This window comes from Chryseobacterium sp. ERMR1:04, assembly GCF_001297705.1.
In the GTDB taxonomy this organism is placed as follows: domain Bacteria; phylum Bacteroidota; class Bacteroidia; order Flavobacteriales; family Weeksellaceae; genus Chryseobacterium.
In genome coordinates, this window is record NZ_LIRF01000003.1 from 1459049 (window position 1) to 1472095 (window position 13047).

A 13047-nucleotide genomic window follows, 5' to 3' on the forward strand; every position below is an offset into this window, starting at 1 on the left:
TATCAGAGATTTATTTATTTTTCACATATAAAATCCGTCCCAATACTTAAAGATTGAAACGGATTCATTGGTTTTTATAGTCAATTTTTATTGTTTACCTATACACATACCTACCATCCTAAATAATAATCAGTACGCAACCAGATAGGACGATTCATTCCGAAATGTTCCTGAAGCATTTTCTCTGCTTCGCAGAAAGCGCCTTCCACCCAGCCTTGTTGATCTGAATAGGCTTCTCCGATAATATGGATTGATTCATCAGCTACAGGTTTTCTCATATAAGGCATCACATTTTTCACTGAGTATCCGGCTTTCCAAGCGTGATATCCTGCGCCGAATGGTTCATCGGTCCAATCTCTAAAATAGGTTACATAAGGATCTGGTATTGTTATATCTTGGCCATGTAATTCTCTCAATTGATTCATTAATTCGTCCACCATCAATTGAGTCGCCTGAACATCATCCAGTTGATGCAGCTCTTTCAATGATGCAGATTTAGCCGCTTTTACTTCAAAAAGTAATTGATCATCAGACAATGCTTTCCAGAAAGTTTCGGTTTCCATATCTCCGTAGCTTCCCAATAGCATTGAGTTGTTGGTTTCAGGATCTGTTCCAAAATAATAACACTGTCTCATGGGTAAATCGGTGATAGAATGCCCGGAATCAATTTTTAAATCTTTCCACCATGGATATTGAAAGCCCATTAAGATTTTAAAGGCAGGTTCCATAATCACCGAACGGATATTGGTATTGAGAACCGAATTTTCGTTGATATTGAAAAAGAAATTATTCTGATCCAGCAGCTCCAATGATTTTCTAGGCATCGCGAGAACCAGCGTATTCGCATAGACATTCCATGTGGTATTGGTTTTCAGATTAAGGAAGGTCAATTGGTATTTATGACTATGGGCTAAATGATGTTCTTTGGTGAAAGTAAGCAGTTTATTTTCAGACCAAATGCAAGCTCCGTCATGATCCATATAAGAATTGGCGACTGCATATGCAATACTGTCATAGCCTTCCTCAATCGTTTTGTAAATGGTTTCCGCAGAGAAATCTCCCACCATATAAGGGAAAGCCTCAGCTGAGTTCCAATTGATTGTATTCGAATAATATCCGCCGGCATTCGCTACAAACTCATAGCCTTCCTGCGAGATCTGATCTTTAATTAAATTCCAAAATCCTAAGTCATTAACTTTACGTTGATCATAAGGAGAGTTCGGGAAATTATAAACCAATCTAGGCTTGATGTGGTCCCAATCTTCGCTGGTTAATTTAAAAGAATAATCGTAGACCTTTTTTCCTTTAATGATTTTATCTTTATATTGTTCGGCTACCCAAGGATCTGCCATTAAAACTTCATAAATAACTTTATTGAAGAGCTGATCTGAACTGAAACCGTCGTCATCATCATTCAGATAATAGCGAGTCGCCAGTTTTTTACCTTCATCCTGAGCTACATTCCAAGCATCTTGTTTGAAACGTTCTTTTCGAAGGTACATTAACAGTTCGGCAGGATCGCCCATCGGAAATGGAATTGGCGTCATTTTATCTTTCAGAACAGGCGTACGTTTATTCAGATCTGGCTCGGTTAGAGGATAACCTTCAATTAATGTAGTTACAATTTCCTGAGAGGTGAGGTAACGCATTCCGCCTAATTCACCCCAGAAATTCATTCCCGGCATAACAACTGATTCCAGTCTTCCGCCTAGCTTATTGTTCATGTCGAAGATCTGTACTTGGTCGGCTCTAAATTTTTGATCAGCTATCAAACGATAAGCGGTGTATAATCCTGAAGTTCCTGCGCCAATAATAGCAACTTCTATTTTTAAATCGGAATGCATTCCGGAATTTAAAGGTGTCTTTTTATTCATAATGAGAGTTTTTTTTACATTGATTTAAAGAATTTACGTCCTAATTGGAAGTGTGAAATATCAAAATCTGTATGACCGTCTAATGCAAGATCAGACATGATTTTTCCTAAGAAAGGGGTGAATTTTGCAGCCCATCCTGTAGCATAGAGCACGATATTTTTATGATTCGGGACATATTTTGGAGCAAAATCAATCAACAGTTCTTTATTTTCTATGGTACTCAAGGCAATAAGACATGTTGAGGTATATTCCGGTTCTGTATTGAGTCCGGTCATGTGATTTTTCACCCATTCAGAAGTATAAGCCAGCTCTTGTGGATTAGGAATTAATGTTCTGTCACTTGGTTCTTCCAGAGGATTAATAACGAAGTCGGGGGCCACACGAATGTATTCAGGATGATCCCAATCTACGGACGGAAACCCGTAAAACTGATTCCCATTTTCAAGTATTGGATCCTGGAACACAAACCATGTAGGATATTGTATCGTAGGATCTGTTTTCTTAAAATAAGCGGAAGACATATTCCAATACGTAGCATCAATTTTAAAATCCAGTAAGTTGATTACACTGTTAATGTAGGGCCCGGGAATGATTGCCAGTTTTTTAGCAATATAAATTCCGTTAGGCGTGGTGATTTCAAAGAGTTTGCCATTTTGTTTGATCTCCAACACAGGTGAATCCTCTTTTAACTCAACCGTTTCTTCTTTCTTACACAAGCCTAAAAGAGTTTCAATGGTCGCTTTAAAATTAATGCTTGCACCATCGGGCTGAAACAATCCGATATAATTTGCCGGTAAGTTTCTAAAATGATATTGATCTTCAATTTCTCTTGCAGTAAGGTTCGTATAGGGAACATTTAAAGCTTTTAGTGCAGCTTCGGCTTCAGCAATATTTCCTTCAGTGGAATGTACATTGGGATCTCCAAACCAAAGGGTCCCTACTTTATCAAGTAAAGGGGTATCGGTTTCTTTTTGCAGTTCATCCCAATACGGCTGCGCATCCAACGCCATCTGTACCATATAATCATCCGGATATGGAATCCGGAACTGTCGAGATACTCCTGCAGAACTCCCTAATTGATTCACAAAAGTAAATTGCTCCAGCACTAAAGTATTTGCTTTACGTTTCCCCAGATGGTACGCAGTAGCCAAGCCTATTGCACCGCCACCAATGACAATTACATCATAGTTTTCTGTTTTCATGTATTTTCAGTTTTTAGCTTTTATGGTTGTTTAGTAATAAGTAAAGAGCCTCATATTTGAAGGATTATATTGAGATCTTCTTATACGAGCTTACTCAAACACCTTATTGTCAATATATTTTGTTTTTACTATCTATCTCAAAGTAACAAAGAAGGAGTTAGAAGTTTTATAGTATAAATTACCAATTGCTGCTTTAAGTATAAACACTTATGAGGATAAAACGCTTTGCTGAAGACCATTCTTGCTTACGCATTAACCTTTAATCAATATTTAATTATAACCCATCTTATTTTTGGGTAATTTTACAATAAAACAAGTTGTCAGAAATTGTGCCCATCTATCAGGAGTATTATGTAAAGGGAAATACTGCCCATTTCATTAAGAAGCTTTGGATTTTAAACAATCCTGAGAACTGCCCTGCCCTATTTAATAAAGGGGTACCGCCAAACGGCTGCTTTACCATAGCTGTTATTCAGGGAAACGGACTTAGCATAAGACATCAAAATCAAGTAAAACATCTACCTGAAGGGGTATATTTCTGCGGCCAGATCACTGAACCGATTTATCTTGATATTTCCTCCGGAACAAAAGCCGTGATGATTCAGCTTTTTCCGTGGACGCTTGTACATTTTGGAATTTCAAATGCTCAAGATTTTACTGATACAATTTGTCCTATTCATGAAACCGGAATCGCTACTCCATTAGATTTAATTAAAATGATAGGATTAGGCAATGAAAAGATATGCAGCTATATGATAAACGCTTTTCGTCCTTTATTCAGGAGTAATATAAACACCAATCTAATTCTTGAAAGTACACAAATAGTCATGGCCAGTAAAGGAAATATAAAGGTTTCATCCATAGCATCCTCTTTACACTGTTCAGCACGTCATCTGCAAAAAATATTTAAAAATCACATCGGCATAAGTCCAAAAGTATTTATCCGTATTATAAAATTAAGGGAAGCAATAGATGACATTGTGTATCCAAATACAAATGCTATAACAATGACAGAACTGGCTATATCAAACGATTATTATGATCAGTCTCATTTTAACAATACTTTTTCATCAGTCCTTAAAACAACGCCTAGAAATTTCCGTAAAGAAGATTACCTGCTTACCCTAAAAAAATAATGAGCTGTTCGTATTTTTACAATGATCATTCAAAATATAAAAGTAGCTTCGGCATTGATAAAGAATATAAAAATGAAACTTTCAAGATTGTCAATACCTCATCAGCCCCAACAAAATCCAACATCAAAAATAGGATTGATATACAAATTGATGATGATTGTTTTTGTATCTATTACTCCATTCTCCATCAATGCACAGTCTAGCGCACCCAATAAAGGGAAAGCGACCTTTGGAAATTGGGGTATTGAAACTCAGTTTATCAGCCAATCAATATTACCCGGTAATGATTTTTACAGATATGTGAATGAAGGTTGGCTTAATTCAAAGACTATTCCGGCAGGTTCTTCGGGACTTAGTAATTACAGTGTAGCGGGAAATAAGATCAGTGAAAGAATCGCAAATATGATTCATGATGGGGCTAAGGCAACAAGCACCAATAATAAATCACTCCAACAGATAGGCGCCCTTTATTTGGGCTACCTTGATACAGATAACATTGAAAAACTAGGTCTTACTCCTATTGAAAAGGATTTAAAAAGCATCCTCGCCCTAACCAGCTACGAAGGCGTTGCAAAATGGATGGCAAACCCCAAATCTTTCACCATCATAGGCATTCGTACAGGGCCGGATCTTAATAACAGAAGTCGATTTCTTGTTGCCCTTAACGATAGCGGTATTGGATTACCTGGCCCAGATTGGTATCAAAAACAAGATGCTCCATATACTGGATATCGCAAAGCCTATAAAGAATATATTATCAATACATTTAAACTTGCGGGCATTAATAATGCAGAAAAGCGAGCTGATGACATCCTTGAAATTGAAACCAAATTAGCAGCCGTGCAATGGACACCGGCACAAATGCGAGACAGCAAGATCAATTCCCACCTGATGCCTGTTTCAGAACTGAACACTTATGCTCCGGGCTTCCCTTGGAAAACCTTTTTGGCAAGCAGACAGGTAGATCATGTAAATGAAGTGATATTGCAGGCAGACTCTGCCATAAAAGCAAAAGCCGCCCTCTTTGCGAATACCTCTGTAGAAATTTGGACCTCCTATTTAGCGTTTCATTGGATCGTTAATCATGCTACTCTTCTTCCTGAAAAGTTTCGTAAAAGTCAGTTTGATTTTTACTATACAACATTAAATGGAATCTCAAAGGATACTCAAAGGGAACAAAAATCAATTTTATATGTTAATAATCGGGTGGGTCAAATAGTTGGAAAGTTATATATAGAACAATATTTTCCTGCTGAAACCCTCAAGAGCACCGAAGATTTAGTGAAATACATTCGCAAGGCATTTGCCATCAGATTAGAAAAGCTTGATTGGCTTGATGAAAGCAGTAGAAAAGAAGCGAAAACTAAATTGGATGAGGTGACGGTAAGAATAGGGTATCCTAAAAATTGGCGTGATTATTCATCCATTCATTTCGATGCTAAAAATCCTATTGATAACGAACATATTATAGCAAAAGCCAACTGGGATTATGATCGTTCTCTGCTTCAAAAGGTTTTTACCAGTAATGATTGGTATCAGGTTCCCCAAACGGTTGACGCAACCAGCAGTAAGCTTTACAATTCTATCGAATTTCCTGCAGGCATTTTGCAACCTCCATTTTTTGATCCTTCTGCAGATCCAGCAGTAAATTTTGGAGCGATTGGGGCTATTATAGGCCATGAATTAGGGCATTGTTTTGACGACGAGGGATCAAAGTTTGACGGACAAGGTATCGTTCGCGATTGGTGGACTGATAAAACCCGAAAACAATTTGAAACACGAACCCAACAGCTTATTGAACAATATGATGCATTCTCACCGTTAGATGGAATTCATGTAAACGGAAAACAAACATTGGGTGAGAATATTGGTGATCTAACAGGCGCTATTATTGCCTATGAAGCCTATCAGCTTTACTGTGCTGATCATGCAGATAAGCCTTTGATTTTGAATGGCTATACAGGTGACCAACGCTACTTTCTATCTTTTGCACAGACCAATCGTACCCTTTATACTCCTGAAGCATATCGTATAACGGTATCACAAAACTATCATGCGCCAGCAAAATACCGTGTAAATGGTGTGGTTAGAAATATGGATACCTGGTATAAAGCGTTCCAAATAAAGCCGGAAGATAAGTTGTATTTATCCCCTGAAAAAAGAGTGCGCCTTTGGTAACTTTCATCATAGATTTCTATTTAAAATCTTAATTAAAAGAATAAAAAAAACTAATTTTTGTAATTAATCGTAACATTACGGCCGACATTTGAAATGTAAATTTCTGTGTCGGTTTTTTATTTTATTACCTTTACGTAAGAAATTCAGGAACACGTAAAAAACCTTTTTAGATTGTAGAGAATGGATATAAAAATGCTGGAAAACTGTCTCCCAGACTTTGGAAGAGATCTTATCGCCGAAATTGATAAATTTGGGATTATAAAAAACTATTCCATAGATGATTTTGTTATCAAGCAAGGTCAGTATGTTCGGTATCTGCCCATTGTTTTAGAAGGAAGCGTAAAAGTATACAGCACAGAAGACGGCCTACAGTTTTTATTGTATTATATTCTCCCCAAACAATCCTGCATCTTTAGTTTTGCGCATTTATTCAGTCAGGATCCGATAGATTTTTCTGCAGTTCCGGAGGAAGAAACTCAGATTTTATTAATTCCAATTGAGAAGGCAAAAGAATGGGTCCTAAAATTCCCTTCATTTAACCATCTTATTATGGCCGAATTTCAAAAACATTACAATGATCTTCTGCAAACAACCAAACAAATTATCTGCTACAAACTTGAAGACAGGCTTTGGTCTTATCTAAAAACAAAGAGTGAAAACAGCCACTCAAAAGAGCTATCTATTACCCATAAAAATATTGCTGATGATCTGGGTACTTCGAGAGAAGTGATTTCAAGGGTGATGAAAAAGCTGGAACATGAAAATAAAATCTTTCAAGACGGGAGAAAAATAAAAATAGTTTAAGGTAACATTTGTTACTTATTTAAAATTTTGTACAGATTATTTTTGCCTTACCTAAAAGGCATTACAATGAAAACAAGCACACAATTCTCATTATTATTCTCTACCCTTCTTTTCACCGCAACCGCAAAAGCGCAAACTACGACTTATACTCCCCAACAAATGGTGGATGCTCTGCATGGCGTTTTTGGAAAACATCCTAACGCAAGAGCTGTGCATGCTAAAGGAATCATTACGGAAGGAAGTTTCACTGCCAGCACTGATGCTAAGAAAATCACTAAAGCTCTACAATTTAAAGGAGGGAAAACGCCTATTACCGTTCGTTTTTCAGATTTTACAGGCATTCCGACTATTTCTGATACCGATGGCCATTCAAACCCCAGAGGATTAGCGATTAAATTTCATTTATCGGATGGTACAGAAACTGATATTGTAGCCCACAGTTACAATGGCTTTCCCGTAGCAACAACCGATGAATTCAGAGAGTTATTATCAGCACTTGCCACCAACGGATCCGCTATTACAACACCCACACCATTAGATTCTTTTTTAGACACTCACCCTATTGCTAAAACATTCCTGACGAGCCAAAAACCGGCATCTACCAGCTTTGCTACTCTTCCGTATTATGGAGTTAATTCATTTAAATTTACCAATGAGAAAGGAGAATCAACTTTTATAAGATATCAGTTTATTCCTGAAGAAGGCGAGCAATTTTTAACCAAAGAAGAACTTTCTCAAGCGAGTCCCAATTATTTAAATAATGAAATTAAATCACATTTAAAAACTAAAAGCATAACCTTTAAACTCTATGCCCAAGTTGCTGAAAAAGGTGATATTATAGACAATCCATCCATTGCATGGCCGGATACCCGAAAAAGAATTCTGCTGGGAACCCTTTCAATTAAAAAACTAACCGCAAACTCATGGGAAGAAGATCAAAAATTATCTTTCATTCCCAATCATCTCACAAATGGAATTGAAACCGCAGATCCTATGCTTGAAGATCGTTCGAAAGCGTATCCCATATCGGTAAAAGAACGTCGTTAAAAATAAAATAGAATTTTTAACTTTAATAAAAAATAATATGTCTGAACACATTGAACTCATCCCAAAAAACACACTCATCACCAACACACCGGAAGAAGGCCGACAACTAGCCGTAAAAATGGCAAGGCTTATCATTAAAGTAACCCAGCCTGATGCTGAGGTAAGAGAAAAACTAAGGCCTGTGTATGCAGAAGACGCATCTATGCTCATCGCTATCGGCCAAACTGTAGCCACGGAGTTTGCCACCATTGCCGCTGCTAATAATTATTGGAGATAAGGGTCTTCCTAAGTACCAACCGCTTTCTGAGCGGTTTTTTTATTTGTATACAAAATCCTTTGATTCGTTCATTTCCTGTCAACTTATCTTAGGGCTGTATGATCTTATATAGATGAGAAATTGATATATTTTTTTAATTATTCTTTAATTAACGTCTTTAGATTAACAATCCCCAAATAGCAATTCATTTAATAGAGAATTAATATCCTTAAATTGGCTTTTTATATCCATAAACATTACATTTACACAAAAAATTCATCAATAAAAACTATTAAGTGAAAATTAAACTATGTAAACTAATATTTAAAGTATTTTTTTTATTTCAGCCTTTTATACTCATTCCCGCACAAAACCTGAATGATTATAATAAAATCTACACAAAAACTTATCTTGAGACATCACAGAAAGACCATAAAAAAGCATTAAAGATTGCAGATTCTTTATTTACAATCTCTGAAACACCTCATCTAAAGGCAAAAAGCCTTATGTTATCAGCCACATTACTGCAACAAACCGGAGACATTAAACAGGCCATCTATTATGCAACTCAGGCAGAGCAAGCCATCGAAAAATCTGATAAAAACATTTACAAATCAATAATATACGGTTTTCTAGCCACCCAGTATAGAAATATTCAACTGTATGAGTTCTCTAAAGAGTATACAGATAAAGCACTACATATCGCAGATAAAATAGAAGATCCTAAAAGTATAAGCAGCATTATAGGCCTTATTTGGCAAGAAAAGGCTTACTATGAACTTGAAAAAAAGAATTACGCACAATCTATCAACTGCGTTAATAAATCTCAAGAATATTTTCAGGGTGAAGTACAGAATAAAGATTTTTTAACAGCAAATAATAATCAGCTACTTGGCCTAGCCTATTTTCATACTAAAAAATTTGCCAAAGCTATGCTTGCGTATCAAAAAGCATTACAAACTCTGGATACTATGCCCGATAATTTCCTGAAAGGTTTTGTGTTGAATGGTATGGCCGAAATATATATCGAAACTAAAAATGTAACCAAAGCGAAGGAATATATGATCCGCGCCGAAAAAATTGCAGAGCAGTCTGATTACCTGTATTTAAAAAAAGAAATATACAAGACATCAAAAAATACTACACGCTTACTAAAGACTTAAAAAAACTAGAGCAAGCAGATGTAAAGCAGGATTCTCTTGTTGACTTAATAAACCGAAAATCCTCAGTATTGGTAAATGATACAGTTGCAAAACTCAATAAGAAACAAACTCAAACAGAAAATAAAGGTGATACTAAAGATAAAATTATTTTGTCTTCATTATTAATCATAACGATTGGTTCTGTGAATGTTTTGATCAGGAAAAGAAAACAGAAAAATAACAAAAAAACGCAACTGCTTTTAGATTTAAAAAACAAAGAAATTTCTAACAAGCAAATTGTATTACAGAACACAAAAGTAGTTTCTTCCGACATCACGGAAAATAAGCAGAAAGAATTGAAATCTGAACCAGATAAAATGATCATGTCTCTTGAGACAAAGCAGAAAATACTGAACAGACTGGAAAAATTTGAAAAATCAACCCTTTTTAACCGAAAAAATACGTCTTTATCTTTTTTAACTTCTTACTGTGATACCAATGCCAAATATCTTTCTTATGTGATCAACACGCATAAACAAAAAGATGTGACCAATTATATTAACGATTTGCGTATTGCCTATATCTTAAAAAAAATACAGGAAGACAGTAAATACAAAAAATTAAAAATATCTGCTTTAGCCGAGGAAACAGGCTTTTCTACGCAGAGTAAGTTTGCCTTAGCTTTCAAAAAGGTAACATCGGTCTCACCTTCCGTTTTTCTGAATAGTATACCGAAAGAAGATAAAGTAGATCTGTAATCTTTATAATCTAAAAATACAAAGAGACTTTACTCTTCCTTTTCCGTGATAGCAACCTGTATTATGTACCATAAGCAGGTCTTTTTTTTATCCTACCCACTTAATATATTTGGGTAAAAAATGACTTTTAAAAATAGTAAGTTGATTGTAAAAACAGATTGTATTTCATTTAGTTTCTCATTAATTCTACTCACATTTTTTTTATAAAATTATATTCAAAATCCATTATTCAAAACTGGTTTAATACCAAAATCCCAAGCAAAAACTAAAAGTATTGAAGGAAATACTGCTAATATATCACATTACACAGCAATACCATTAAAGCATTAAAAATAAGCTACTTAAAACAATTACAACATCCCCTATTTTACGTAATCCGGCTGTACTTATACTTGCAGCAGTTGGCAAAACATAGCTAATATTGCCATTCCAACTTTGGTATAGTCTTATGGTATTTGTAAAGGAACAAAATGTAAAAAAGAACTTCCAACCAACCTCCATCATAAAATTAAAAACAAAACTAATGTATACAGGCATGTAGTGATATCATTACAAATCTAAAAGCACATTAACCTCAACAGAAAATTTATTAAACATTGAGACTCGCCTGCCTTCATTCCCCCTCATAAAAGGCAGGCAAAGACCCACAATGATGAATCTCAAAAAAATTATTGAAAAGCTATGAATGATAAATATCAAAAATAAAAACAGTAATAAGCATTTTATACAACCAATGAAAAAACAATTATTAACAATTACAACCCTTGTGTTTTCCAGCTTTGCACTCAGTCAGGTAGGCATCAATACAGCGTATCCAAAAACGACCTTAGATATAAGTGCTGTTAGAGAAAACGGAGGAGTTATTACTGATAATTCCCAATTAATCGGGCTACAGGTTCCCAGCCTTACACGGGAAGAATTAACAGCCAATACAGCAGTATATGGTAACGATCAAAAAGGAGCATTGCTTTTTATTACTGATATCTCTGGAGGTAATTCTTTAGGCCAAAGAATTCATATAGAAAGTATAGGCTATTATTATTTTGATTCCAATAATGATGTTTGGCAAAAGTTTAGCCAGCAACCGCAGGCTATAATAAAGTCTTTCAGCGTTGGAGATATCACCCATTCAGTAGTAAATACTGATTATGAAGGATGGTACTTATTAGACGGAAGAGCTATTTCTTCTCTGCCTGTAAATGCTCGTACAGCAGCAAGTTCCTTAGGCCTTATCGCTAATCTTCCCGATGCTACCAACCGCGTATTGAAAACCAAAACAGGAACAGAGATTTTAGGCAATACAGGAGGAAATTCTACCCTTACCATCGCACGGACCAATTTACCTTCATTTAACATAGACGGCACCGTTTCGGGTAGTACAAATGTTGCTGGTAACCATAGCCACAGTGCACAATCAGGATATATTCTGTTTGGAGGAACCTCCAACAACAATAACGGAACTGGTCATTATGCTCCTTTTAACAATGTCATGTTTGGAGGAATAGGCTCTATTGCCAGAACCAACACCAGCGGTGCACATACCCATTCGGTTACTGGTACAGTTGCAGTACCTACAGGAGGAAGCGGAAATGTCTTAAATAATGTACAACCCTATTTAGCCGTCAACACTTTTATTTATTTGGGGCAGTAAAAGGAATAGTAAGTTAAGAATTATAACGCATAGTATCCAATCTTAAATTAACAATGAAAAAATATTTATTATTAGCAGGCTTTGTGGTAAGCCCATTTGTATTCAGTCAGATAGGCATAAATACAGCCTCTCCTAAAAGCACTTTGGATGTAAGTGTTTCAAGAAATACGTCCGGAACCATTCTAGACAACACCCAACATATAGGTTTGAAACCACCTCATCTTTCCCGAGCCGAACTCGGATTAAATACAAACTATACAGCAGAACAAACAGGCGCTTTAGTTTTTATAACAGATGTTTCTGCAGGCAATACTGTAGGCCAGCTTATAAAAGTCAACGCTGTTGGTTATTATTATTTTGATGGCAATATATGGCAGAAATTTAATAACCTTTCTACCAACGAAACAGCTTACATTACAGGGGATATTAAAAACTCCCTACAGCCTGGAGATCACGATGACTGGTACCTTCTAAATGGCAGATCTGTGGCGACTTTATCTGCCAACGCACGTATTCAAGCTATTGCCTTGGGATATACTGTTAATCTTCCCGATGCTACAGACCGAATGCTGAAAACTAAATCTGGAGTAGAAACCATAACAGCTACAGGAGGTGGCTCACTAGTTATAGCCCGTGGAAACTTACCTGCTGTGAGCCTACCTGCAAGTGTATCGGGTACAGCTACTTCATCTTCAGGAAGCCATACTCACACCGCTTCAAATGGACGGAATTTCTGGTTAGGAGGTTCGCTACTTGGAAGTAACGGACAGTCTTATTATACTGGAAACGGTACCCCGAATGCTTTTCAGGGAATAGGATTCGGAGCTTTAACAACCGCTGGAAATCATTCTCATACTATTTCTGGAAATTTCACAGTGGCTACTGGAGGAAGCGGTACTGCTCTGGATAATAAACAACCTTATGTAATCGTGAATACTTTCATCTATTTAGGAAACGATTAAAATTGAAAATAAGTGGTAAATGTTAACAGTACAAAAA

General features: G+C 36.1%; 11 protein-coding genes. 9 read left to right on the forward strand and 2 right to left on the reverse strand.

Features of this window, described 5'->3' with window-relative positions:
- Window positions 1–110: 110 nt before the first annotated feature.
- Complete coding sequence (locus AMQ68_RS06620; RefSeq protein WP_054509779.1) at window positions 111–1874, reverse strand: FAD-dependent oxidoreductase; 1764 nt, start codon at window positions 1872–1874, stop codon at window positions 111–113.
- Between the two features lie 14 nt (window positions 1875–1888).
- Window positions 1889–3076 (reverse strand): FAD-dependent oxidoreductase, encoded by a 1188-nt coding sequence (locus tag AMQ68_RS06625; RefSeq protein WP_054509780.1) that lies wholly within the window; start codon window positions 3074–3076, stop codon window positions 1889–1891.
- A 317-nt stretch (window positions 3077–3393) separates the two neighbouring features.
- Here AMQ68_RS06625 and AMQ68_RS06630 point away from each other — a divergent pair, with 317 nt between their 5' ends.
- The 9 genes from AMQ68_RS06630 (at window position 3394) to AMQ68_RS06675 (ending at window position 13010) form a co-directional block, all read left to right on the forward strand.
- Entirely contained in the window at window positions 3394–4212 is an 819-nt protein-coding gene (locus AMQ68_RS06630) for an AraC family transcriptional regulator (RefSeq protein WP_054509781.1), read from the forward strand.
- Window positions 4213–4284: 72 nt separating this feature from the next.
- Window positions 4285–6390, forward strand: coding sequence for a M13 family metallopeptidase (locus AMQ68_RS06635; protein ID WP_160317979.1), 2106 nt, complete (start codon window positions 4285–4287; stop codon window positions 6388–6390).
- A 180-nt stretch (window positions 6391–6570) separates the two neighbouring features.
- Window positions 6571–7194: a Crp/Fnr family transcriptional regulator gene (locus tag AMQ68_RS06640; RefSeq protein WP_054509783.1), complete on the forward strand. Its 624-nt coding sequence runs from the start codon at window positions 6571–6573 to the stop codon at window positions 7192–7194.
- Window positions 7195–7260: 66 nt separating this feature from the next.
- Complete coding sequence (locus tag AMQ68_RS06645; protein WP_054509784.1) at window positions 7261–8241, forward strand: catalase family peroxidase; 981 nt, start codon at window positions 7261–7263, stop codon at window positions 8239–8241.
- Window positions 8242–8278: 37 nt separating this feature from the next.
- The gene (locus tag AMQ68_RS06650) at window positions 8279–8518 is read left to right on the forward strand and encodes a hexameric tyrosine-coordinated heme protein (RefSeq protein ID WP_054509785.1); all 240 of its coding nucleotides are present in this window, start codon (window positions 8279–8281) and stop codon (window positions 8516–8518) included.
- Window positions 8519–8793: 275 nt separating this feature from the next.
- Window positions 8794–9660 carry a lipopolysaccharide assembly protein LapB gene (locus tag AMQ68_RS24875; RefSeq protein ID WP_054509786.1) on the forward strand — a complete coding sequence of 289 codons (867 nt, stop codon included), beginning with the start codon at window positions 8794–8796 and terminating at the stop codon, window positions 9658–9660.
- A 68-nt stretch (window positions 9661–9728) separates the two neighbouring features.
- On the forward strand, window positions 9729–10397 hold the full coding sequence (locus AMQ68_RS24880; RefSeq protein WP_054509787.1) for an AraC family transcriptional regulator: 669 nt from the start codon (window positions 9729–9731) through the stop codon (window positions 10395–10397).
- 733 nt (window positions 10398–11130) lie between these two features.
- Window positions 11131–12048, forward strand: coding sequence for a hypothetical protein (locus tag AMQ68_RS06670; protein ID WP_123905627.1), 918 nt, complete (start codon window positions 11131–11133; stop codon window positions 12046–12048).
- Between the two features lie 53 nt (window positions 12049–12101).
- Window positions 12102–13010, forward strand: a complete 909-nt coding sequence (locus AMQ68_RS06675) for a hypothetical protein (protein WP_054509790.1) — start codon at window positions 12102–12104, stop codon at window positions 13008–13010.
- Window positions 13011–13047: the final 37 nt, after the last annotated feature.

Coding starts and splice junctions, on each gene's coding strand:
- AMQ68_RS06675 (WP_054509790.1), top strand. CDS start 12,102: ATGAAAAAATATTTATTATTAGCAGGCTTTGTGGTAAGCCCATTTGTA.
- AMQ68_RS06670 (WP_123905627.1), top strand. CDS start 11,131: ATGAAAAAACAATTATTAACAATTACAACCCTTGTGTTTTCCAGCTTT.
- AMQ68_RS06625 (WP_054509780.1), bottom strand. CDS start 3,076: ATGAAAACAGAAAACTATGATGTAATTGTCATTGGTGGCGGTGCAATA.
- AMQ68_RS06635 (WP_160317979.1), top strand. CDS start 4,285: ATGAAACTTTCAAGATTGTCAATACCTCATCAGCCCCAACAAAATCCA.
- AMQ68_RS06650 (WP_054509785.1), top strand. CDS start 8,279: ATGTCTGAACACATTGAACTCATCCCAAAAAACACACTCATCACCAAC.
- AMQ68_RS06645 (WP_054509784.1), top strand. CDS start 7,261: ATGAAAACAAGCACACAATTCTCATTATTATTCTCTACCCTTCTTTTC.
- AMQ68_RS06640 (WP_054509783.1), top strand. CDS start 6,571: ATGGATATAAAAATGCTGGAAAACTGTCTCCCAGACTTTGGAAGAGAT.
- AMQ68_RS06620 (WP_054509779.1), bottom strand. CDS start 1,874: ATGAATAAAAAGACACCTTTAAATTCCGGAATGCATTCCGATTTAAAA.